The sequence below is a fragment of the Pseudooceanicola onchidii genome (assembly GCF_004959925.1).
Taxonomy (GTDB): Bacteria; Pseudomonadota; Alphaproteobacteria; order Rhodobacterales; family Rhodobacteraceae; genus Pseudooceanicola; species Pseudooceanicola onchidii.
Window position 1 is genome coordinate 172,704 of the sequence record NZ_SPUW01000003.1, and the last position, 21,390, is coordinate 194,093.

A 21,390-nucleotide genomic window follows, 5' to 3' on the forward strand; every position below is an offset into this window, starting at 1 on the left:
TTCCAGGCCGTAAGGGGGTGGTCAGGGACGTGCCCGCGCTTGGGAAGGCGCTTTGCCTTGTCTGCGGTCTGCGTGCTATTTCAATAGCCATGACCTGGGTTTTGCGGTGGAAAACTTCGGCACCGCGCCCCAGCTGAAAGATGGTCTCCAGACAGCGATAGCGGTGCAATCGCGTATCGTGCAACGGCGCGGGCCGGGGGGGCCCGCGCCTTTGCACGACCCGGGAAGGGATCACACCTCGAAGGGTTCCAGCACCTCGGCCTCGATCACGTTGACGCCGGGAAGGGCGTCGACCAGCGGCTGCGCGGATTGTTCGAGCAGCGGGAAGGTCTTGTAATGGCAGGGGATCAAGGTCTTGAAATCGAAGAAGGTCTTGGCGGCATAGGCGGCGCGGCGCATGTCCATGGTATAGTGGCCGCCGCAGCACAGGATGCCGATGTCGGGCTGGTGCAGATCGTTGAAGACCTTCATGTCCGCCATCACGTCGGTGTCGCCCGAGAAGTAGATCGTGTGGCCGTCGCCTTCGATCATGAACCCGGCCTCGCTGCCCGCATAGCCGCCGTCCGGGGTCGAGGACGAATGGGTCGCGTGGACCATCGTCACCTTGACGTCGCCGATGCTGACGGTGCCGCCCTTGTTGAAGCCGGTCACGTTCTCGACCCCCTTGGAGCCCAGCCAGCCCGCCAGTTCGACCATCGTGTAGACGGGCAGGCCCGCGGATTTCGCGGTCTCCATCGCGTCACCGACATGGTCACCGTGGCCGTGCGAGACGAGGATCGCGGTGACGCCATCTGTCGCTTCGGCCTTGCGGTCTTCGGGGAACACCGGGTTGCCGGTCAGGAAGGGGTCGATCAGCAGCACTTCGCCCGCGATCTCGATCTTGAAGCCGGAATGGCCAAGCCAGGTGATTTTCATGGGGAACCTCCATATGTCTTAGGCCTAGCCTAGCGCCAGAGCGGGCCAAGGAAAGGGTTTGCGGCATGGAAAACGGCCAGGTGATCGACGCCTATTGCGAAAGACTTGGGCCGGGGCTGTGGGCCGAGCCGTGGAATGCCGTGACCAACCTGGCCTTCCTGATCGCGGCGCTCTGGGTCTGGCGGCGGTCGGGCGGGGTGCTGCCGGTGCGGGTGCTGGCGGTGATCCTGTTCGCGATCGGCATCGGATCGGGGCTGTGGCACACGCTGGCGCTGCCCTGGACGGGGGCGGCGGACGTGCTGCCGATCCTGATCTTCGTGCTGGCGTATATCCATTTCGCGAACCGATATTTCTGGCAGCTGACGCCCCTGCGGGCGGCGGGGGCGACGGCGCTGTTCTTTCCCCTGGCGGCGGTCGTGATCCCGCTGGCGAACACGGTGCCGGGGCTGCAGGCTTCGGCTGGCTACATGCCGGTGCCGGTCATGATCGCCGGATACGCGGTGGCCTTGCGGCACCGCCTGCCGCAGGTCGCCCGGGGGTTGGGCATCGGCGTGGCGATCCTGGCGGTGTCGCTGACCTTCCGCAGCCTCGACGATCCGCTTTGCGCGGTCTGGCCCCTGGGCACGCATTTCCTGTGGCACGTACTGAATGCCGTGATGCTGGCCTGGATGGCCGAGGTGCTGCGTCGCCATCTGGTCGGGCACGTGCCGGGGCACCTTGCGGGGCAGGGCGCGGGGGGGTAAACCGGCCCGGATTCAAGACACCCTGAAGAGAGGGGGACGCATGTCCATCGACGAAGGCACCGCCGCCCGCGTGGCAAAGCTGGCCCGGATCAAGGTCGAAGAGGCCGATCTGCCGGCGCTTGCACAGGAATTCAACACCATCCTCGGCTTCATCGAACAGCTGAACGAGGTGGACGTCGAGGGCGTGGAGCCGATGACGAGCGTCACGCCGATGCGGCTGAAGCGGCGCGAGGACGTGGTGACTGACGGCGACCAGCAGGCCGCTGTTCTTAAGAATGCGCCCGATGCGCGCGAAGGCTTCTTTGCCGTGCCGAAGGTGGTGGAATGAGCGATCTGACGAAACTGACGATTGCGGGCGCGCGGGACGCGCTGCGCAAGGGTGATGTGACCAGCGTCGAGCTGACCGAAGCCTGCCTGTCGGCGATCGACGCGGCCGATGCGCTGAACGCCTTTGTCCACAAGACACCCGAGATCGCGCGCGACCGCGCGGCGGCGGCGGATGCGCGGATCAAGGCGGGCGATGCGCCCGACATGTGCGGGATCCCCGTGGGCATCAAGGACCTGTTCTGCACCAAGGGCGTCGCCTCTCAGGCGGCGTCGGGGATCCTGGAAGGGTTCCTGCCCGAGTATGAATCCACCGTCAGCCAGAACCTGGTCGACGCAGGCGCGGTCATGCTGGGCAAGCTGAACATGGACGAATTCGCCATGGGCTCGTCCAACGAAACCTCGGTTTACGGCAACGCGGTGAACCCCTGGCGGCGCGAAGGATCCGACGCGGCATTGACCCCGGGCGGGTCGTCCGGCGGGTCGGCGTCGGCGGTGGCGGCGGATCTTTGTCTTGCGGCGACCGGCACGGATACAGGCGGGTCGATCCGCCAGCCTGCCGCCTTCACGGGCACCGTGGGGATCAAGCCGACCTACGGGCGGTGTTCGCGTTGGGGTGTGGTGGCCTTTGCCTCCTCGCTCGACCAGGCGGGGCCGATGACCAAGGACGTGCGCGATGCGGCGATCATGCTGCAGGCGATGTGTTCGCATGACCCAAAGGACAGCACCTCGGCCGAACTGGCGGTTCCGGATTTCGAGGCCGCGCTGACCGGTGACATCCGGGGCAAGACCATCGGTATCCCCAAGGAATACCACATGGACGGCATGCCGCAGGAGATCGAGGATCTCTGGACGCGGGGCAAGGAAATGCTGGCCGATGCAGGCGCCAAAATCGTCGACATCAGCCTGCCGCACACCAAGTACGCGCTGCCGGCTTACTACGTGATCGCGCCGGCCGAGGCGTCCTCGAACCTGGCCCGCTATGACGGTGTGCGTTATGGCCACCGCGCCAAGCTGGCGCAGGGCGACGGCATCACCGAGCTTTACGAGAAGACCCGCGCCGAGGGTTTCGGATCCGAGGTGCAGCGCCGCATCATGGTGGGCACCTACGTGTTGTCCGCGGGCTTCTACGACGCCTATTACAACCGCGCGCGCAAGGTTCGGACGCTGATCAAGAAGGATTTCGAAGACGCCTTCGCCCAGGGTGTGGACGCGATCCTGACCCCGGCGACGCCGTCGGCGGCCTTTTGTCTGGGCGAGATGACGGATGCCGATCCGGTTCAAATGTATTTGAACGACGTCTTCACAGTCACCGTGAACCTGGCGGGTCTGCCGGGGATCGCCGTGCCTGCGGGCCTAGACAAACAAGGGCTTCCGCTTGGTCTTCAGCTGATCGGGCGGCCGTGGGAAGAGGGCGATCTTCTGAACACGGCCTATGCGCTGGAAACCGCCGCGGGCTTTGTGGCGAAGCCTGCGAAATGGTGGTAGGCTGACGGGAACGAGACCGGCGATGTCCGGCAGAGCAGCGAGTGGCGATCCGATGATCATGACTTCCCAATGGCGGCGCGGGCTGCCGGTTCTGGCCCTGATCGGCCTTGCAGCCTGTCAGCCGGCAGTGCCGGACAGCGGTGCAGGTGTGGGGTTCGGGGACTATGCCGAATACCAGCGCCAGCGCGAGGCGCAGCTGTCGGGCCAGTCGGTTCAATCGCTGCCCGCCGCCAGCGCAATTTCGTCCGAACCCCTGTCGGCCACCGGGACCACCATGGCCTCGGCCGCACCGGATGCCGACACGCCCGAAGGCATCGCGGCCCAGACCCGCGCGGCGCTGGACGCCGCGAACCAGCCTGCCGGTCTGCCCATGGGGCAGGGCGCGGGCGAACCGCTGCAGGCCAGCCCGTCGAACCCGCCGCCCGTCGCCGTGAACTCGGCCGGGATCTCGCGCGAGAATGATTTCTCGGCGGTGGACGAACAGCGGTCCATCGCGCAGGACGCGGCGCTGATCGAACGCAACCGGGCGGCCTATACCCAGGTCCAGCCCGAGGCGCTGCCGACGCGGACCGACACGGGGCCCAACATCGTGGCCTATGCGCTGCAGACCACGCATAACCCGGGCAACGCGCAGTACCGCCGGTCAAGCCTGCTGGCGTCGGACGGCAAATACCAGCGCGCCTGCGCCGGCTATGCCTCGCCCGATCTGGCGCAGACCGATTTCCTCAAGAACGGCGGGCCTGAACGGGACCGCAAGGGTGTCGATCCGGATGGGGACGGCTTTGCCTGTTCCTGGGATCCGCGGCCCTTCCGCAAGGCGGCGGGCGGCTGATCTTGCCCGTGCGCCGGTTCCGGCACCCCGGGGCCTGCTGGCACCCGTCCCCCAACATCAACGACCGTCGCCACGGCGGCGGGCCGGACATGGTGATCGTGCATCACACGGCCATGGTCAGCGCCCGCGCCGCGCTGGATCGGTTGTGCGACACCGACCCGCCCGAAGGGCTGCCGCCGGTGTCGTGTCACTACCTGATCTCGGAGACCGGGAAGCTGTGGCAGATGGTCGACGAGGGGGATCGCGGCTGGCACGCGGGGCTGGGCGCCTGGGGCGATGTCGAGGAGGTCAATTCCCGCTCGATCGGGATCGAACTGGCCAATACCGCCCACCACCCGTATCCCGAACCGCAGATGGCGGCGCTTGAGGATCTTCTGGCAGGTATCCTTGAACGCTGGTCGATCCCGCCCGAACGGGTCATCGGACATTCCGACATGGCGCCGCATCGCAAGTCCGACCCGGGGGGGCGGTTCGACTGGCGCAGGCTGGCGCTTGGACGGCTGGCGGTCTGGCCCCAGCCGGGGGAAGGGCAGGGCGTCGATGCTGCGCGCTTTGCCGAGGATCTTGAAACGATAGGCTACCGCGCGCCCGAAGTGTCCGAACCCGAGGCGTTGCTGCTTTGGGCGTTCCGCCTGCGGTTCCGGCCCTGGATGGCCGAGGCGCGGACGGATCTGGATGCCGAGGACTGCCGGATCGCGCGCGACATCGCCACGCGGTTTCCCGTCGCGCGGGATGCGACGGCCTAAAGCCTCGCGAACATCCGCGACAGCGCCGCCGCTTCGTCGTCGAGGCCGAAGGGCGCGTTGATGACGATCATGCCCGATCCGACCATGCCGTGCCCCTCGCGCACGGGGGGGAAGGTGACCTCGCTCTTGACGGTCTTTGGCAGGTCGGCGGCCTCGATCGTGCGGATCATGTCCCTGTGCCGGCCGTCCTTCAGGATCGGATACCACAGCGCGATGATCCCGACGTTCCAGGCACGATGCACCTGCCGGATGAACCTGGGGATGGTGTCGTAGTCTGTCTTGATCTCATAGCTCGGGTCGATCAGCAGAAGGCCCCGGCGCGGGTCCGGCGGCGTCAGCGACTGGGCCAGGTCGAACCCGTCCGACAGATGCACCTTGGCCTTGCCGCGCATGGACTGCCGCAGGGCAGCGTGTTCGCGGGGGTGAAGTTCGGCCAGATGGATCTGATCTTCGGGTCGCAGGCAGTGTGCCGCGATCCAGGGAGAGCCGGGGTATGCGGTCGCTCCGGCTTCGGTCCGGGCGGCCTCCACGGCCTCACGGAAGGGGTGGTCGGGGGCGAAATCCGCCAGCATCCGACCCACGCCGGCGGCGGCTTCACCGGTCTTCAGGGCCTCGGCCGCGGACAGGTCATATAGCGCCCGACCGGCGTGCGTTTCGATGTAGGACAGGGGTTTTGGCTTCTCTGACGCCCGTCTCAGCATCCATGCGAGAATTGCATGTTTGTGAACATCGGCCGGGTTTCCAGCGTGATAAAGGTGCTGATAAGAGAGCATGACTTGCAGTATTCCAACATTTCCGGGGCGTCTGACCACCCCTGTCCGGGCGGAATGACGCTGATTTGCACGTGGCAGCACTTTCGCCCTTCCGTGAGGGTCGTTAAAAGGGCGAACGGTCCGCGCCTGCCCGAGTCGCGGACGTGAGAGGCTATTTGGCAGGACGACTTCGACGATGGCATTTTGGGACAAACTACCGGGGCTGATCTCCTCTGACATGGCGATCGATCTGGGGACTGCGAATACTCTGGTCTACGTGAAAGGCAAGGGTGTGATCCTGTCGGAACCCTCTGTCGTGGCCTATCACGTCAAGGACGGCGTGAAGAAGGTTCTTGCGGTCGGTGAGGACGCCAAGCTGATGCTGGGCCGGACCCCCGGCACGATCGAGGCCATCCGCCCGATGCGCGAAGGCGTGATCGCGGACTTCGACGTGGCCGAAGAGATGATCAAGCACTTCATCCGCAAGGTGCACAAGCGTTCGACCTTCTCGAAGCCCAAGATCATCGTCTGCGTGCCGCACGGTGCGACCCCGGTCGAAAAGCGTGCGATCCGTCAGTCGGTGCTGTCGGCCGGCGCCCGCAAGGCCGGCCTTATCGCCGAACCCATTGCGGCGGCGATCGGAGCAGGCATGCCCATCACCGATCCGACCGGCAACATGGTCGTCGATATCGGCGGCGGGACGACCGAGGTGGCGGTCCTGTCGCTTGGCGATATCGTCTACGCGCGGTCCGTCCGCGTCGGTGGCGACCGCATGGACGAAGCGATCATCAGCTACCTGCGGCGTCAGCAGAACCTGCTGGTTGGCGAATCCACCGCCGAGCGGATCAAGACCACCATCGGCACCGCACGGATGCCCGACGACGGGCGCGGCGAGAGCCTGCACATCCGCGGTCGCGATCTGTTGAATGGTGTGCCGAAGGAAACCGAGATAACGCAGGCGCAGGTTGCGGAAGCCCTTTCCGAACCGGTGCAGCAGATTTGCGAAGCGGTCATGACCGCGCTGGAAGCCACCCCGCCGGATCTGGCGGCGGACATCGTGGACCGGGGCGTCATGCTGACCGGGGGCGGCGCGCTTCTGGGTGATCTTGACCTCGCGCTGCGCGAACAGACCGGCCTGGCCGTGTCCATCGCGAACGAGAGCCTCAACTGCGTGGCGCTCGGCACCGGCAAGGCACTGGAATACGAAAAGCTTCTGCGCCACGCGATCGACTACGACAGCTAACCCTCTGCGCTAAGGGGCCCACTTGGCAAAGGACCGCAGACAGGAAGAAGACTATCTCACACCGCTCCGCCGTCTTCTGGCAAGCGTGGTGATTCTTGCGCTCTTCGGCCTGTTTCTGGTCTGGCGGATCGACAGCCCCCGCGTGGAACGGTTCCGCGCGCAGGTGGTCGACCAGGTGGTGCCGTCGTTCGACTGGGCGATGGCCCCGGTCAACGGCACGCTGAACATCCTGCGGGATTTCCAGAGCTATACGCGCATCCACCAGCAGAACCAGGAACTGCGGCGCGAACTGCAGCAGATGAAGGCCTGGAAAGAGGCCGCGCTGCAGCTGGAACAGGAAAACGCCCGGCTTCTGGACCTGAACAAGGTGCGGCTGGATCCGCGGCTGACCCATGTGACCGGCGTCGTCATGGCCGACAGCGGGTCGCCCTTCCGGCAGTCGGTTCTGCTGAACGTCGGCGCACGGGACGGGATCGTCGACGGCTGGGCCACGATGGACGGCATCGGGCTTGTGGGGCGGATTTCCGGAGTGGGGGACAAGACCGCGCGGGTGCTGCTCTTGACCGATACGTCGTCGCGCCTGCCGGTGATCATTCAGCCCTCGGGGCAGCGGGCGCTGATCGAAGGCGACAATTCGGCCGGGCCGCCGATCGATTTTCTCGAGGCGCCCGAACTGGTGCGCCCGGGGGACCGCGTTGTGTCCTCGGGGGATGGTGGCGTGTTTCCGGCAGGCCTTCTGGTCGGCCGCGTGGCGCAGGATCCCGGGGGCCGCCTTCGTGTGCGGCTTGCGGCGGATTTCGAACGGCTCGAATACCTGCGGGTGCTGCGGCATCTGGGAACCGAAGAGATTCGCGACCCCGGCAGCCTGATCGAACCCGAACTGGACTCCGAGGCGCAGGACGGCGTGAACCTGTCGAACGCGGGGGCGGGCGATGGTTGAACATGCCGCCATATCCCCGGCGCGCGTCTGGTCGATGCGGGCGGTCTATGTCCTGATCTCACTTGGCATCCTCTTGCTGGAGCTCTTGCCGCTGCAGACCCAGCCCCGCGCCTTCGCCGGGCCCGACATGATCCTGTTGCTGACCTTCGTCTTTGCGCTGCGCCGCCCCGAATACGTCCCGCCGGCCGTGGTGGCGGTGGCGATGGTGCTGGCGGATCTGCTGCTGCAGCGCCCGCCGGGGCTGATGGCCGGGCTGACGGTCGTGGTGTCCGAGATGCTGCGCGGCCGGTCCGAAGGGTTGCGCACGCTGCCCTTTACCGTTGAGTGGCTGACCGCCGCGCTTGGCATCGTCGCGGTGATGATCGGCTATCGGGTGGTGCTGGCGCTGTTCGTGATCCCGCAGGCGCCGCTGCTGCTTGCCCTGTCGCAATTGCTGGCGACGGCGCTGGCCTATCCGTTGATGGTGCTGGGGGGCGTGGCCCTCTTTGGGGTGCGGCGCGTGGCGCCGGGTGAAGTGGATACTTTGGGGCATCGGATATGAAGCGACCCAACAAGGATTCAGCCGAAGGCAACCGCAAGATGACCCGCCGCGCGCTGATCGTGGGCGGCATGCAGGCCGGGTTCATGGGGCTTCTGGCACTGCGGATGCGGTACATGCAGGTGGACGAGGCCGACAAGTTCCGGCTGCTGGCCGAAGAGAACCGGATCAACATCCGGCTCATCCCGCCCGCCCGAGGAGAGATCTTTGATCGCAACGGCATCGCCATCGCCGTGAACGATCCGTCCTATCGCGTCACGCTGACCCGCGAGGACGCGGGTGACGTCGACATGGTTCTGGACCGTCTGCAATCGCTGATCACCCTCGATCCCGAAGAGGTCGAACGCGCCCGGGCGGAACTGAAGCGGACGCAGCCCTTCTTTCCCGTGACCATCGCCGATCAGGTCAGCTGGGACGACGTGACCCGCATCGCGGTGAACGCCCCCGCGCTGCCGGGCGTCACGCCCGAGGTCGGCCTGACCCGCGCCTATCCGCAGGACGAGGATTTCGCCCATGTGGTCGGCTATGTCGGGCCGGTGTCGGACTATGACCTGTCGAAGCTCGAGGCGCCGGACCAGTTGCTGCTGATCCCCCGGTTCCAGCTGGGCAAGGTCGGTGTGGAATCCAAGCTTGAAGATGACCTGCGCGGCAAGGCCGGCGCCCGTCGGGTCGAGGTCAATCACGTCGGCCGCGAGATGCGCGAACTGGACCGGCGCGAAGGGCAGCAGGGCGAGAACCTGCAGCTGACCATCGACGCCCGCCTTCAGGCCTATGTGCAGGCGCGTCTGGAAGGCGAAAGCGCAGCCGCGGTCGTCATGGACGTCCGCAACGGCGATCTTCTGGCGATCGGGTCGGCGCCGTCCTACGATCCGAACCTCTTTGTCCGGGGCATCTCGGTTTCCGACTACAAGGCCCTGACCGAAAACAAGTATCGCCCGCTGGCCGCCAAGTCGGTGCAGGGCATCTACCCACCCGGGTCGACCTTCAAGATGGTGGTGGCTCTGGCCGCGCTGGAAGACGGGATGATCGGGCCCGAGGACACCTATTATTGCCCCGGGCACCTGGAGGTTTCGGACCGCCGCTTTCATTGCTGGAAGCGGGCGGGCCATGGGCACGTGAACCTTGAAAAATCGCTGCGCGAAAGCTGCGACGTCTATTACTACGAGCTCGCTCTGGAACTGGGGATCGAGAAGATCACCGCCATGGCCAGCCGTCTTGGGCTGGGTGAACGGATCGACATCCCGATGTCCGCCGTGGCCTCGGGGCTTGCGCCGACCAAGCAGTGGAAACGCGAGGCGCGCGGACAGGACTGGGTCATCGGCGACACGGTGAACTCGTCGATCGGGCAGGGCTATGTGCTGGCCTCCCCGCTGCAGCTGGCCGTGATGACGGCGCGGATCGCGTCTGGTCGGGCGGTGTCGCCGCGGCTGATCAAGAAGATCAACGGCATCGAACAGCCCGAGGGCGCGGGCGAAAGCCTTGGGTTGAACGAAAACCATCTGCGCCAGGTGCGGCGGTCGATGTTCTCGGTCGTGAACAACCGCAAGGGCACGGCCTATGGCAGCCGGATCATCGCGGAAGAGATGCGGATGTCTGGCAAGACCGGCACCAGCCAGGTGCGCAACATCACCGCCAAGGAACGCGCGGCGGGCGTTCGATCCAACGCCGACCTGCCCTGGGAACGGCGTGACCATGCGCTGTTTGTCGATTTCGCGCCTTCGGACAACCCGCGTATCGCCGTAGCGGTGGTCATCGAACATGGTGGCGGCGGATCGTCGGTCGCGGCGCCGGTCGCGCGCGACATCACTTTGCAGGCGCTCTATGAAGGCGAACCTCCGCTCGAGGCCTATCCGCAGAAGGACCGCGCCCGCGCGCGCGAACTGCAATCCAGGATGCGGGACTATGCGCCCGACACCGGGTCGCTGAAGAGCCGCGCATGAGTTTTCTGGAATATAACGTCAAGACAACGCCAAGCGGCATCCGCAAGGTGCTGTACCTGAACTGGCCGCTGACGGTGCTGCTGATCGCCGTGGCCAGCTTTGGCTTCCTGATGCTGTATTCGGTGGCCGGCGGGTCGCTGTCGCCCTGGGCCGAACCCCAGATGAAGCGGTTCGTGCTGGGCATGGTGGTGATGATGTTCATCGCCATGGTGCCGATCTGGCTGTGGCGCAACCTGTCGGTGGTGGCCTATCTCGGCTCGCTCGTCCTGCTGCTGGCGGTCGAATTCTTCGGCGCCGTCGGCATGGGGGCGCAGCGCTGGATCGACATCGGGTTCATGCGCCTGCAGCCGTCCGAGCTGACGAAGATCACATTGGTGATGGTGCTGGCGGCCTATTACGACGCGCTGCCACTGAACAAGACCTCGCGGCCGCTGTGGGTGATCCTTCCCGTGGTGCTGATCCTCGTGCCAACTTACCTGGTGCTGCGCCAGCCCGACCTGGGCACGGCGCTGCTGTTGATGATCGGCGGCGGGGCCGTGATGTTCATGGCCGGGGTCCACTGGGCCTATTTCGCCGCTGTCGTCTCGGCCGGGGTGGGCACGGTTGCGGCGGTGTTCCAGTCGCGGGGCACCGACTGGCAGCTGATCAAGGATTACCAGTTCCGCCGGATCGACACCTTCATCGACCCGTCGAACGATCCGCTTGGCGCCGGCTATCACATCACCCAGGCCAAGATCGCGCTTGGTTCGGGCGGCTGGACCGGGCGCGGGTTCATGCAGGGCACACAGTCACGTCTGAACTTCCTGCCGGAGAAGCACACCGATTTCATCTTCACGACGCTGGCCGAGGAATTCGGCTTTGTCGGGGCGTTTTCGCTGCTGGCGCTCTACGCGCTGATCATCATCTTCTGCGTGCAGTCGGCGCTGACCAACAAGGATCGCTTTGCCTCGATCCTGACGCTTGGCATCGCGGTGACCTTCTTTCTGTTCTTCGCGGTGAACATGTCGATGGTGATGGGCCTTGCGCCGGTCGTCGGCGTGCCGCTGCCCCTTGTCTCCTACGGCGGTTCCGCCATGCTCGTCCTGCTGGCAGGCTTCGGGTTGGTGCAAAGCGCCCATGTCCACAGGCCCCGCTGATGACCTTGAATATCCTTTTCGCCGCCGGTGCCGCGCGCTGGCAGGACTACCAGATGCCCCTGCGCGAAGGGCTGGCCGAAGCGGAGATCGACGCCAACCTGTCGCTCGATCTTGATCCGGCCGAGGTCGATTATATCGTCTATGCCCCCGACAGCGACCTGCAGGATTTCACGCCCTACACCCGCTGCAAGGCCGTGCTGAACCTCTGGGCCGGGGTCGAGGGGATCACCAACAATGCCACGCTGACCCAGCCGCTGGCGCGCATGGTCGATCCGGGGCTGACGCAGGGCATGGTGGAATGGGTGACGGGGCACGTGCTGCGCCATCATCTGGACATCGACTATGCGCTGGCCCGGCAGGACGGCACATGGGATCGGTACGTGCCGCCGCTGGCGTCGGACCGCCCGGTTACGATCCTCGGGATGGGAGAGTTGGGGGCGGCCTGTGCGCAGGCGCTGGTCGGCCTTGGCTTTCCGGTCACCGGCTGGAGCCGACGCGGCAAGGCCGTGGATGGCGTGACGATGCTGAGCGGCGACGAAGGCCTGGACGAGGCGCTGTCGAGCGCGCAGATCCTTGTGCTGCTCTTGCCCAAGACGCCGGGCACCGTGAACCTGATCGATGCCGCGGCCCTTTCGAAACTGCCCGAAGGGGCGGTGATCGTGAACCCGGGGCGCGGGCCGCTGATCGACGACGACGCGTTGCTGGCGGCGCTGGAAAGTGGCCATGTGCGCCACGCGACGCTGGATGTCTTCCGGGTCGAACCGCTGCCCGCCGATCACCCCTATTGGGCGCACCCCCGCGTGACGGTCACGCCACATATCGCGTCGGAAACCCGGGCGGCTTCGGCCGCGCGGGTGGTGGTGGAAAACATCCGGCGGGGCGAGGCCGATGAGCCCTTCCTGCACCTTGTCGATCGCGATCAGGGGTACTGATCGCCGCCCGCGCGTCTGTACGCCGGACGGCCATGGGTCGGTGTGATGTGATCAGCGGGACCTGATCAGCGGGACATGGGCAGGGCGGTCAGATCGCCCACGTTGCCCAGAACAAAGGTGCTGCCATCGAAGGTCACGTCGGTCAGCTGCACAAGCCTTTCCTCGTCCCGCGACTTGATCAGGTAGTCCTCGAATTCCACGACCAGTGCCTGCGCCGTGTTGCGGTCCGGGCCCACGACCCGAGAGACCTCGCCTATCGTGCGGCCGTTGGCATCAATCACGTCCAGATCCTCGGCGATGTCGGAATTGATGCCGAAGCCGGGCAGGGGCGTGCGATCGCGAACCTCGGTCAGGCGCGTTTCGGCCAAGGCTGGCAGGGCAAGGCCGGTGGCGGCAAGCAGCGAAAGGGCGGGGATCAGGCGTGCGGTCATGGCATGGCTTTCAGTGAGGCAAGTTGAGCAAGGAAGATGGGCATTCCCCGGCCCGGCTCAAAGTGGCCAACCTGTCGACTGCTGCGTTGCGGCAATGAAAAGGCCCGACGCGGGGCCGGGCCTTTCAGTATGACATGTCGGCGGTTGGGTCAGCTGACGTCCTTGTAGCTGATTTCCCGCGTGTCGGCGCCTTCGCCCACCTTGCCGCGCCGCACCAGCAGGCGGTTGAGCGCGTGGATGTAGGCCTTGACGCTGGCCACGACGGTATCGGTGTCAGCGGACTGGCCGGTCACGATGCGCCCGTCTTCGTTCAGGCGCACGCTGACCGTAGCCTGGGCGTCGGTGCCCTGGGTGACGGCGTGGACCTGGTAAAGCTCAAGCTTGGCGTTATGCGGGAAAAGCTCTTTCACCGCGTTGAAGCAGGCGTCGACGGGGCCATCACCGGTGGTTTCGGCCCGCTTTTCGGTGCCGTCGACCATCAGGGTCATGTCGGCGGACTGGCCGCCGGTGCCGCAGACGACCTTGAGATCCTTGAGGTCGAGCCGGTCCGGCGTTTCATCCTCGGCATCGCGGACCAGCGCCCAGAGGTCGTCTTCGTAGACCTCTTTCTTGCGGTCGGCGAGGTCCTTGAACCGCACGAAAAGATCGTTGAGCTGGTTCTGGCCCAGTTCGATGCCGAGCCCTTCGAGTTTCGAGCGCAGCGCCGCACGACCCGAATGCTTGCCGAGAACGATGTTGTCTTCGTTCAGCCCGATGTCGGCGGGCTTCATGATCTCGAACGTCTCGACGTTCTTGAGCACGCCGTCCTGGTGAATGCCCGATTCATGCAGGAAGGCGTTCTTGCCGACGATGGCCTTGTTGTACTGCACCGGGAAGCCTGAAACGGTGGCGACGCGGCGCGACAGCTTCATGATCTTCGTCGTGTCGATGCCGGTGCTGAACGGCATGATGTCGTTGCGCACCTTGAGGGCCATGACGACTTCTTCCAGCGCGGTGTTGCCCGCGCGTTCGCCCAGACCGTTGATCGTGCATTCGATCTGGCGGGCGCCGGCCTCGACCGCGGCAAGGCTGTTGGCCGTCGCCATGCCGAGGTCGTTGTGGCAGTGGGTCGCAAAGACGATCTCGTCCGCGCCGGGGACCTTTTCGATCAGCATCCGGATCAGGTCGGCGGATTCACGGGGCGCGGTATAGCCGACCGTGTCGGGGATGTTGATCGTGGTGGCGCCGGCCTTGATCGCGATTTCCACGACACGGCACAGGTAGTCATGTTCGGTCCGCGTCGCATCCATCGGCGACCACTGCACGTTGTCGCAGAGGTTGCGGGCATGGGTGACCGTCTCGTGGATGCGGTCGGCCATTTCGTCCATCGTCAGGTTCGGAATGGCGCGGTGCAGCGGCGAGGTGCCGATGAAGGTGTGGATACGCGGCTGGGCGGCGTGCTTGATCGCTTCCCAGTTGCGGTCGATGTCCTTGAAATTCGCGCGGCTGAGGCCGCAGATCACCGAATTCTTCGAATTCTTCGCGATTTCCGAGACGGCGTTGAAGTCGCCTTCCGAGGCGATCGGAAAGCCGGCCTCGATCACATCCACGCCCATCTCGTCGAGCATGGCTGCAATTTCCAGCTTCTCCTCGTGGGTCATGGTGGCACCGGGGGATTGTTCCCCGTCGCGAAGGGTCGTGTCGAAAATCAGGACGTGGTCCTGTTTGGATGTCGTGTTCATGGGATCTCTCGTTTCTCCTAAAGCCATGGCGCGTGACGGCATACCTCTGAGCGGACGCGCCGGGAGGGCACGCTCAGAGGCGGATTAGGAGTAGGCACAGGGCGACGCCGCGCGGGGCGCGTGCGGTCGTGATGATATGCCCTTTGGTTTCCATGGGTGGGGATATAACGCGGGTTCCGCGCGATGAAAACCCGGGAAACATGCTGCAGGGCAGCATGTTGCCTCCGGCGGGAGTATTTCCGGCAAGATGAAGGCCCGGGTTTGATCCGGGGCGGGGGCGCGCCACGTATTGCCATCATGAAGAGAGCTTTGATCATAGGCGACAGCGGGGCCATCGGCGGGGCCGTGGCGGCGCGGTTGCGGGCGGATGGTGTCGAGGTCGTAGGCCTGTCGCGGTCGCGCGACGGGCTGGACGTGACGGATGGCGCGTCGGTGGCGCGGGTGCTGGGGGCCCTCGAGGGGCCGTTCGATTTTCTGTTGGTGGCGACGGGTGCGTTGGAGATCGGCGGGGCGGGACCGGAGAAGGCCTTGCGGGATATCGAGGCCGAGGCGATGGCGGCGCAGTTCGCGCTGAACGCCATCGGGCCTGCGCTGGTGTTGCGCGAGGCAGGGCGGCTCATGCCGCGTGACGGTCGGTCGGTCTGTGCGGTGCTGACGGCGCGGGTCGGGTCGATCGGCGACAACCGGCTGGGCGGCTGGCATTCCTATCGCGCGGCCAAGGCGGCGGCGAACCAGATCGTGCGGGGTGCTTCGATTGAATTGGGGCGGACGCATAAGGAGGCGGTCGTGGTGGCGCTGCATCCGGGCACGGTGCAGTCGGATCTGACCAAGAAATATCTGGGGCGGCATCCGGCGGTGACACCGGAGGCGGCGGCGGAGCATCTGCTGTCGGTCGTCGGGGGGCTGACAGCGGAGGACATTGGCGGGTTCTTCGACTGGAAGGGGGAGCGCGTGGAATGGTGAGGCGCTTGATCCTTGTGCTGGGGGACCAGCTGTCGCCCGATCTGGCGGTGCTGCGCGACGGTGATCCGGAGCGGGACATTGTGGTGATGGCCGAGGTTGCGGACGAGACCGGCTATGTGCCGCATCACCCCAAGAAGATCGCGCTGATCCTGTCGGCGATGCGGCACTTTGCCGAGGATCTGCGCGCAGATGGTTGGGACGTGCGTTATTTCCGGCTGGACGAGGACGGGCCGAAGTCGATCTGCGGTGCGCTCATGCAGGTGCATCAGGACGTGCAGCCCGAGGAGGTCGTGGCCGTCCGTCCCGGCGAATTCCGCCTGATCGACGCGCTCGAGGCCTGCCCCGTCGGGGTGCGGCTGGTGGAGGACGACCGGTTCCTGTGCCCGATCGACCGCTTCCGCGACTGGGCCGAAGGCCGCAGGGAGCTGCGGATGGAATGGTTCTATCGCGAGATGCGGCGCAACACCGGGGTCCTGATGGACGCGGACGATCCGGCCGGGGGCGAGTGGAATTACGACAAACAGAACCGCAAGCCCGCGCAACGCTCCATGCTGCAGGCGAAACCGATGGAATTCACTCCGGACGAGATCACCGAGGGCGTGCTGGCCATGGTGGGCGACCGGTTCGGCGGGAATTTCGGGTCTCTGGCTGGGTTTACCTTCGGCGTCACCCAGGGGCAGGCGCGGCGCGCGCTGAGCCATTTCGTCAAGACCCAGCTGGCGGAGTTCGGCGATTACCAGGACGCGATGCTGCTGGATGAGCCGTATCTGAATCACGCGCTGATCTCGATCTACATGAACATCGGGTTGCTGTCCCCGCGCGAGGTCTGCGAGGCCGCCGAGGCCGCCTATCGCGACGGGGATGTGCCGATCAATTCGGCCGAGGGGTTCATCCGGCAGATCCTTGGCTGGCGGGAATACATCCGGGGGATCTATTTCCTGAAGGGGCCCGACTATACCGCGCAGAACGAGCTGGGGCATGACCGCGATCTTCCGGCGTCCTACTGGGGCGGCGAGACGGAGATGGCCTGCATCCGGGCCGCCGTGGGCCAGACCCATGATCTGGCCTATGCGCACCATATCCAGCGGCTGATGGTGACCGGGAACTTTGCGCTGCTTTTCGGGGCGGACCCGGCGCAGGTGCACGAATGGTATCTGTCGGTCTATGCGGATGCGTTTGAATGGGTCGAGGCGCCGAACACGATCGGCATGTCGCAATGGGCCGACGGGGGCGTGGTGGCGTCAAAACCCTATGTGTCCTCGGCCAATTACATCAAGAAGATGTCGGACTATTGCGAGGGCTGCGCCTACAAGCCGGACGTGAAGGTGGGCGAGGGGGCGTGCCCGTTCAACCTGCTCTACTGGCACTTCCTCGACCGGCATCGCGAGAGGTTCGAGGGCAACCGGCGGATGGGGGTCGTGTATTCATCCTGGGACAAGATGGACAAGGCCAAGCGTGACCAGATCCTGGAGGAGGCGGAGGCCTTCATCGCGGCCGAACCGACGGGCTATCCATAAGGAACATTCCGGGCCGGGCCGGGTTGGTCGTGAGACCACCCCACAGAGAGGCCATGCCATGACACGCGACACCCGCGTTCCCCCGACCACGACCGATGCCGGTATCCCTGTTCAGAGCGACGAACATTCGCTGACCGTCGGCCCCGACGGCCCGATTGTCCTGAACGATCACTACCTGCTTGAGCAGATGGCGAATTTCAACCGCGAGCGGATCCCCGAACGCCAGCCTCATGCCAAGGGCGGCGGAGCGTTTGGCTATTTCGAGGTCACGAACGACGTGTCGAAATACACCAAGGCCTCGGTCTTTCAGCCCGGCGCCAAGGTCGACTTGGTTGCTCGGTTCTCGACCGTGGCGGGCGAACGCGGCAGCCCCGACACCTGGCGCGATCCGCGCGGTTTCTCGGTCAAGATGTACACCGACGAGGGCAACTTCGACATGGTGGGCAACAACACGCCCGTCTTCTTCATCCGCGATCCGATGAAGTTTCAGCACTTCATCCGGTCCCAAAAACGCCGTGCCGACAATGATATGCGCGATCATGACATGCAGTGGGATTTCTGGACGCTGTCGCCCGAGAGCGCGCACCAGGTGGCCTATCTGATGGGCGACCGGGGCATTCCGAAGACCTGGCGCGAGATGAACGGCTATTCCTCGCACACCTATTCGCTGGTCAATGCCAAGGGCGAGAAGTTCTGGGTCAAGTTCCACTTCATGACCGATCAGGGCGACGGCAACGCCTATCTGAGCCAGGAGGAGGCCGACAAGCTGGCAGGCACGGACGGCGATTATCACCGCCGGGATCTCTTCGACGCGATCCGGGACGGCAACCACCCCAGCTGGACGCTGAAATGGCAGGTCATGCCCTTTGAGGACGCCAAGACTTACCGGATCAATCCTTTCGATTTGACCAAGGTCTGGCCGCACGCCGATTACCCGCTGATCGAGGTCGGCCGGATGGTGCTGGACCGCAACCCGACCGATTTCCACACCCAGATCGAACAGGCCGCGTTCGAGCCCAACAACATGGTGCCGGGCGTCGGCCTGTCGCCGGACAAGATGCTGCTGGCGCGGGGTTTTTCCTACGCCGACGCACATCGCGCGCGGCTGGGCGTGAACTACAAGCAGATCCCGGTGAACAGCGCCCAGGCGCCGGTGCATTCCTATTCCAAGGACGGGGCGGGGCGCACGATGCCCGTGTCGGACCCGGTCTATGCGCCGAACTCCTACGGCGGCCCCGCCGCGCAACCATCGCCGCACGAGGCGGGCGTTTGGTACACCGACGGAGAGATGCAGCGGTCGGCCTACACCCTGCGCGAGGATGACGACGACTGGAGCCAGGCCCACGCGCTGGTGCGCGAGGTCATGGACGACGCGATGCGCGAGCGACTGGTCGGCAACGTGGTCGGGCACCTGTGCGATGGCGTCAGTGAAAAGGTTCTGGTCCGAGCGTTTGAGTACTGGAAAAACATCGACGCCGAGGTCGGCCAGCAGATCGAGGCCGGCGTCCGCGAGAAGCTGGGCGGAGAGTCCAAGGCCGAGGGGCTGGCGTCGGCCGAGAGCGTGGAACGGAAGCTGGCGGCGGAGTGAGGCTGTCAGGATGATGAGAGAGGGGAGGGCCGACCGGGAGGTCGGCCTTTTCTCGAAGATCCCGATTTTTTTGTGCTTCGATCAGTCCGCCTCCGTGGGCAATTACGGTGGAACTCAGAAGAAATGTGGGTCCGAGCCAGCAACAAGCTGGGGAAGGTGCGAGCTGCCAATCACAGTTCAACTCCGTTGTTCTCAAAGTACTGTTTGAGTGCGTAAATTCTTTCTGCGTAGGTTATGAACTGCCCTAGGTTAGCTAGAATCACACCCTTGTCTAAGTCCGGAATAATCTGTGGGTGTCCAACCTTATTTCGTGAAAACCTGTAATAGTTGAACGCGTTGTCCAAAAGGTGGGTTAGGTCTTGGGTTATCACTTGATCTGTTGGCTTGTTCTTGCAGCCTGCGTACGAAGACTTGAATTCCTCGTATTTTTTCGAAATCATTTTGCCGTTAGTCCGTTGCGAAAATCGTTCCCGGTTCGCGTCCAATTTGATGCTGTTGGTATAGGCCTCAATAAGTATAAGGATCGCTTTTTCACTTGCTGCTCCGAGCATGAAAGCGGCTCCGGCAGGGCTGTTTGACTTGAAGCACTTCATAGATTCTTGAAAAAACCATATCACCACGTCATCACATTCCGGGACCCTTTCTTTGAGTGTCTCAGGAAACTTCTCAATGTCGGCGGGGAGTATGGCGCCGGGTGCTGCGGTTCCTCTTTCGATAGAACGTTTCAGCTCCTCCAACCAAGTCTTTAACTCGGAAGCTCTACCCTCTACATGGAGTTTTCCAGTGTTGTAGACATTAATTGATGCTGTGTTCGCGCCAGATTTGCATCTGTACCGCGTGGCGTTTTGTATTTCTTCCTCAATGAAGGATAGCCCGTTCGCTTTTAGGTGGTTGCTTACGACCTCGCACTGCTTCTCGTCGCCATTGCTCATGCTGAAAAACCGTTTTATTGCTCGCGCAATGCAATTTGTTACTTCTGGCACACGGAGGCAAGTCTAATCGCCGAGGCTTTGGCCGAAATTAAAAGCACTGACCAAAGGTTTCACCCAACCCTATTCACATGCCCCATCTTCCGCCCGGCTTTGACCTCGGCTTTGCCGTACAGATGCACGGCGACGCTGGCCTCTTTGACCAGCTCGGGCACGCGGTCCATGTCGTCGCCGATCAGGTTCTCCATCATCACGTCGGCGTGGCGTGATCCGTCGCCCAGGGGCCAGCCGACCACGGCGCGGATGTGTTGTTCGAACTGGTCTACCACGCAGCCGTTCTGGGTCCAGTGGCCCGAATTGTGCACGCGCGGGGCGATCTCGTTCACGATCAGGCCCTTGGGGGTGACGAAAAGCTCAACGCCCATGACGCCGACATAATCTAGCGCGTTCAGGATTTTGGCGGCCAGCAGCACAGCGTCCGTGCGGGCCGAGGCGGGGAGGGTGGCGGGGACGGTCGTGGTGCGCAGGATGCCGCCCTCGTGCACGTTTTCGCCCGGGTCATAGCAGGCGACCGACCCGTCGAGGCCACGCGCGGCGATGATCGACACTTCGGTGGTGAAGTCGACGAAGCCTTCGAGCACGGCCGGGGCGCCGTTCATTTCGGCCAGCGCCCGTGCCGCGTCCTCGGGCGATCGCAGGCGGGCCTGGCCCTTGCCGTCATAGCCGAAGCGGCGGGTCTTCAGGATCGAGGGCGCGCCGATCGTGTCCATCGCGCGGTCCATCGCGTCGGCGTCGGGGATGTCGGCATAGGGCGCGACCTGCAGGCCGAGGTCGGTCAGGAAATCCTTTTCGGTCAGGCGGTCCTGCGAGATGCGCAGCGCTTCGCGACCCGGGCGGATGGGTTTGATCTTTTCAAGAATATCCAGAGCAGAGGTGGGGATGTTTTCGAATTCGTAAGTAATCACGTCCACACTGTCGGCGAAGCGGCGCAGGGCGGCGTCGTCGGTGTACTCGGCCTGGAGGTGATAGTTGGCAACATGGGATGCGGGACAGTCGCCGCCGGGTTCGAAAATGACGGTCTTGAAGCCAAGGCGCGATGCCGCGACGGACAGCATCCGGCCCAGCTGGCCGCCACCAAGGATGCCGATGGTGGACCCGGTCGGAAGCATGTCAGTCATCGGAAGGCTCATCAGGAATGGAGTTCGACAGGGCCTCGCGCCAGATGTCGAGGCGTTCGGCCAGCGCCGGATCGCTGATCGCGAGGATCCCGGCGGCCATCAGGCCCGCGTTGGCTGCCCCGGCAGATCCGATGGCCATGGTCGCGACCGGGAAGCCCTTGGGCATCTGGACGATGGAGTAGAGACTGTCGACACCCGACAGCGCGCGGGTCTGAACTGGCACGCCGATCACCGGCACGCGGGTCTTCGACGCCATCATGCCGGGCAGGTGCGCGGCCCCGCCGGCGCCCGCGATGATGACATGCAGACCCCGGTCCGCCGCGGTCTTGCCGTAGGTCCAGAGCCGGTCTGGCGTGCGATGCGCCGAGACGATCCTGGTCTCATAGGCCACGCCAAGTTCCTCGAGGATGGTCGCCGCCTCTTTCATCGTGGGCCAGTCGGACTGGCTGCCCATGATGATGCCTACCTTGATATCCGCCATGTCGGTCCCTCTTGCGCTAGAGACTTGGGGTTATACGGGGTTACGCGATCTGT

21 protein-coding genes are annotated in these 21,390 nt (G+C 64.6%); 14 read left to right on the forward strand and 7 right to left on the reverse strand.

Annotated features, from left to right (window positions below; all coding sequences use genetic code 11):
• Positions 1–231: 231 nt before the first annotated feature.
• Positions 232–915, reverse strand: a complete 684-nt coding sequence (locus E4S58_RS13790) for a metal-dependent hydrolase (protein WP_136637017.1) — start codon at positions 913–915, stop codon at positions 232–234.
• Positions 916–980: 65 nt separating this feature from the next.
• Here E4S58_RS13790 and E4S58_RS13795 point away from each other — a divergent pair, with 65 nt between their 5' ends.
• The 5 genes from E4S58_RS13795 (at position 981) to E4S58_RS13815 (ending at position 5,048) form a co-directional block, all read left to right on the forward strand.
• Positions 981–1,658, forward strand: coding sequence for a ceramidase domain-containing protein (locus E4S58_RS13795; protein WP_136637018.1), 678 nt, complete (start codon positions 981–983; stop codon positions 1,656–1,658).
• A 40-nt stretch (positions 1,659–1,698) separates the two neighbouring features.
• A complete protein-coding gene (gatC, locus tag E4S58_RS13800; RefSeq protein WP_136637019.1) occupies positions 1,699–1,986 on the forward strand; it encodes an Asp-tRNA(Asn)/Glu-tRNA(Gln) amidotransferase subunit GatC in 288 nt (95 codons plus the stop codon).
• Complete coding sequence (gatA, locus tag E4S58_RS13805; RefSeq protein WP_136637020.1) at positions 1,983–3,470, forward strand: Asp-tRNA(Asn)/Glu-tRNA(Gln) amidotransferase subunit GatA; 1,488 nt, start codon at positions 1,983–1,985, stop codon at positions 3,468–3,470. The genes gatC and gatA overlap by 4 nt, the downstream gene beginning before the upstream one ends.
• Before the next feature lie 22 nt (positions 3,471–3,492).
• On the forward strand, positions 3,493–4,302 hold the full coding sequence (locus E4S58_RS13810; protein ID WP_240789564.1) for a hypothetical protein: 810 nt from the start codon (positions 3,493–3,495) through the stop codon (positions 4,300–4,302).
• A gap of 89 nt (positions 4,303–4,391) precedes the next feature.
• On the forward strand, positions 4,392–5,048 hold the full coding sequence (locus E4S58_RS13815) for an N-acetylmuramoyl-L-alanine amidase (RefSeq protein ID WP_136637590.1): 657 nt from the start codon (positions 4,392–4,394) through the stop codon (positions 5,046–5,048).
• Here E4S58_RS13815 and E4S58_RS13820 read toward each other — a convergent pair.
• Entirely contained in the window at positions 5,045–5,821 is a 777-nt protein-coding gene (locus tag E4S58_RS13820) for a 23S rRNA (adenine(2030)-N(6))-methyltransferase RlmJ (RefSeq protein WP_136637021.1), read from the reverse strand. The two genes, E4S58_RS13815 and E4S58_RS13820, sit on opposite strands and share 4 nt — an antisense overlap.
• Before the next feature lie 175 nt (positions 5,822–5,996).
• On the opposite strand from E4S58_RS13820, the gene E4S58_RS13825 reads away from it, so the two are divergent.
• Genes E4S58_RS13825 through E4S58_RS13850 form a run of 6 tightly spaced genes read left to right on the forward strand, consistent with a single transcriptional unit; the run spans position 5,997 to position 12,529 of the window.
• A complete protein-coding gene (locus E4S58_RS13825; RefSeq protein WP_136637022.1) occupies positions 5,997–7,043 on the forward strand; it encodes a rod shape-determining protein in 1,047 nt (348 codons plus the stop codon).
• A gap of 22 nt (positions 7,044–7,065) precedes the next feature.
• A complete protein-coding gene (gene mreC / locus E4S58_RS13830; RefSeq protein WP_136637024.1) occupies positions 7,066–7,983 on the forward strand; it encodes a rod shape-determining protein MreC in 918 nt (305 codons plus the stop codon).
• Positions 7,976–8,524, forward strand: a complete 549-nt coding sequence (locus E4S58_RS13835; RefSeq protein ID WP_136637025.1) for a rod shape-determining protein MreD — start codon at positions 7,976–7,978, stop codon at positions 8,522–8,524. The genes mreC and E4S58_RS13835 overlap by 8 nt, the downstream gene beginning before the upstream one ends.
• Complete coding sequence (gene mrdA, locus E4S58_RS13840) at positions 8,521–10,461, forward strand: penicillin-binding protein 2 (RefSeq protein ID WP_136637026.1); 1,941 nt, start codon at positions 8,521–8,523, stop codon at positions 10,459–10,461. Before E4S58_RS13835 ends, mrdA begins: the two co-directional genes overlap by 4 nt.
• On the forward strand, positions 10,458–11,597 hold the full coding sequence (gene rodA / locus E4S58_RS13845; protein ID WP_136637027.1) for a rod shape-determining protein RodA: 1,140 nt from the start codon (positions 10,458–10,460) through the stop codon (positions 11,595–11,597). Before mrdA ends, rodA begins: the two co-directional genes overlap by 4 nt.
• Positions 11,597–12,529: a 2-hydroxyacid dehydrogenase gene (locus E4S58_RS13850; RefSeq protein WP_136637028.1), complete on the forward strand. Its 933-nt coding sequence runs from the start codon at positions 11,597–11,599 to the stop codon at positions 12,527–12,529. The genes rodA and E4S58_RS13850 overlap by 1 nt, the downstream gene beginning before the upstream one ends.
• A gap of 65 nt (positions 12,530–12,594) precedes the next feature.
• Here the strand turns inward: E4S58_RS13850 and E4S58_RS13855 are convergent, their stop codons facing one another.
• Both E4S58_RS13855 and E4S58_RS13860 read right to left on the reverse strand, forming a co-directional pair.
• Complete coding sequence (locus E4S58_RS13855) at positions 12,595–12,960, reverse strand: hypothetical protein (protein WP_136637029.1); 366 nt, start codon at positions 12,958–12,960, stop codon at positions 12,595–12,597.
• A gap of 149 nt (positions 12,961–13,109) precedes the next feature.
• Positions 13,110–14,681, reverse strand: coding sequence for a 2-isopropylmalate synthase (locus tag E4S58_RS13860; RefSeq protein WP_136637031.1), 1,572 nt, complete (start codon positions 14,679–14,681; stop codon positions 13,110–13,112).
• A gap of 297 nt (positions 14,682–14,978) precedes the next feature.
• Here E4S58_RS13860 and E4S58_RS13865 point away from each other — a divergent pair, with 297 nt between their 5' ends.
• From E4S58_RS13865 to E4S58_RS13875, 3 genes are read left to right on the forward strand one after another with little or no spacing between them, the layout of a single operon-like run.
• Positions 14,979–15,644 carry an SDR family oxidoreductase gene (locus E4S58_RS13865; protein ID WP_136637032.1) on the forward strand — a complete coding sequence of 222 codons (666 nt, stop codon included), beginning with the start codon at positions 14,979–14,981 and terminating at the stop codon, positions 15,642–15,644.
• Positions 15,638–17,161 carry a cryptochrome/photolyase family protein gene (locus E4S58_RS13870; RefSeq protein ID WP_136637034.1) on the forward strand — a complete coding sequence of 508 codons (1,524 nt, stop codon included), beginning with the start codon at positions 15,638–15,640 and terminating at the stop codon, positions 17,159–17,161. Before E4S58_RS13865 ends, E4S58_RS13870 begins: the two co-directional genes overlap by 7 nt.
• A gap of 58 nt (positions 17,162–17,219) precedes the next feature.
• Complete coding sequence (locus E4S58_RS13875) at positions 17,220–18,749, forward strand: catalase (protein WP_136637036.1); 1,530 nt, start codon at positions 17,220–17,222, stop codon at positions 18,747–18,749.
• Between the two features lie 170 nt (positions 18,750–18,919).
• Here E4S58_RS13875 and E4S58_RS13880 read toward each other — a convergent pair whose 3' ends face one another.
• The 3 genes from E4S58_RS13880 to purE all read right to left on the reverse strand — a co-directional run bounded on the left by E4S58_RS13880 (position 18,920) and on the right by purE (position 21,337).
• The gene (locus tag E4S58_RS13880) at positions 18,920–19,681 is read right to left on the reverse strand and encodes a hypothetical protein (RefSeq protein WP_136637038.1); all 762 of its coding nucleotides are present in this window, start codon (positions 19,679–19,681) and stop codon (positions 18,920–18,922) included.
• Between the two features lie 110 nt (positions 19,682–19,791).
• Positions 19,792–20,856 (reverse strand): 5-(carboxyamino)imidazole ribonucleotide synthase, encoded by a 1,065-nt coding sequence (locus tag E4S58_RS13885; protein WP_136637039.1) that lies wholly within the window; start codon positions 20,854–20,856, stop codon positions 19,792–19,794.
• On the reverse strand, positions 20,849–21,337 hold the full coding sequence (gene purE / locus E4S58_RS13890) for a 5-(carboxyamino)imidazole ribonucleotide mutase (protein ID WP_136637040.1): 489 nt from the start codon (positions 21,335–21,337) through the stop codon (positions 20,849–20,851). The genes E4S58_RS13885 and purE overlap by 8 nt, the downstream gene beginning before the upstream one ends.
• Positions 21,338–21,390 lie beyond the last annotated feature (53 nt).

Bases quoted from the DNA above. Each gene is read 5' to 3' on its own strand.
- E4S58_RS13790 (WP_136637017.1), bottom strand. From the start codon at position 915: ATGAAAATCACCTGGCTTGGCCATTCCGGCTTCAAGATCGAGATCGCG.
- E4S58_RS13795 (WP_136637018.1), top strand. From the start codon at position 981: ATGGAAAACGGCCAGGTGATCGACGCCTATTGCGAAAGACTTGGGCCG.
- gatC (WP_136637019.1), top strand. From the start codon at position 1,699: ATGTCCATCGACGAAGGCACCGCCGCCCGCGTGGCAAAGCTGGCCCGG.
- gatA (WP_136637020.1), top strand. From the start codon at position 1,983: ATGAGCGATCTGACGAAACTGACGATTGCGGGCGCGCGGGACGCGCTG.
- E4S58_RS13810 (WP_240789564.1), top strand. From the start codon at position 3,493: ATGTCCGGCAGAGCAGCGAGTGGCGATCCGATGATCATGACTTCCCAA.
- E4S58_RS13815 (WP_136637590.1), top strand. From the start codon at position 4,392: ATGGTGATCGTGCATCACACGGCCATGGTCAGCGCCCGCGCCGCGCTG.
- E4S58_RS13820 (WP_136637021.1), bottom strand. From the start codon at position 5,821: ATGCTCTCTTATCAGCACCTTTATCACGCTGGAAACCCGGCCGATGTT.
- E4S58_RS13825 (WP_136637022.1), top strand. From the start codon at position 5,997: ATGGCATTTTGGGACAAACTACCGGGGCTGATCTCCTCTGACATGGCG.
- E4S58_RS13835 (WP_136637025.1), top strand. From the start codon at position 7,976: ATGGTTGAACATGCCGCCATATCCCCGGCGCGCGTCTGGTCGATGCGG.
- mrdA (WP_136637026.1), top strand. From the start codon at position 8,521: ATGAAGCGACCCAACAAGGATTCAGCCGAAGGCAACCGCAAGATGACC.
- rodA (WP_136637027.1), top strand. From the start codon at position 10,458: ATGAGTTTTCTGGAATATAACGTCAAGACAACGCCAAGCGGCATCCGC.
- E4S58_RS13850 (WP_136637028.1), top strand. From the start codon at position 11,597: ATGACCTTGAATATCCTTTTCGCCGCCGGTGCCGCGCGCTGGCAGGAC.
- E4S58_RS13855 (WP_136637029.1), bottom strand. From the start codon at position 12,960: ATGACCGCACGCCTGATCCCCGCCCTTTCGCTGCTTGCCGCCACCGGC.
- E4S58_RS13860 (WP_136637031.1), bottom strand. From the start codon at position 14,681: ATGAACACGACATCCAAACAGGACCACGTCCTGATTTTCGACACGACC.
- E4S58_RS13865 (WP_136637032.1), top strand. From the start codon at position 14,979: ATGAAGAGAGCTTTGATCATAGGCGACAGCGGGGCCATCGGCGGGGCC.
- E4S58_RS13870 (WP_136637034.1), top strand. From the start codon at position 15,638: ATGGTGAGGCGCTTGATCCTTGTGCTGGGGGACCAGCTGTCGCCCGAT.
- E4S58_RS13875 (WP_136637036.1), top strand. From the start codon at position 17,220: ATGACACGCGACACCCGCGTTCCCCCGACCACGACCGATGCCGGTATC.
- E4S58_RS13880 (WP_136637038.1), bottom strand. From the start codon at position 19,681: ATGAGCAATGGCGACGAGAAGCAGTGCGAGGTCGTAAGCAACCACCTA.
- E4S58_RS13885 (WP_136637039.1), bottom strand. From the start codon at position 20,856: ATGACTGACATGCTTCCGACCGGGTCCACCATCGGCATCCTTGGTGGC.
- purE (WP_136637040.1), bottom strand. From the start codon at position 21,337: ATGGCGGATATCAAGGTAGGCATCATCATGGGCAGCCAGTCCGACTGG.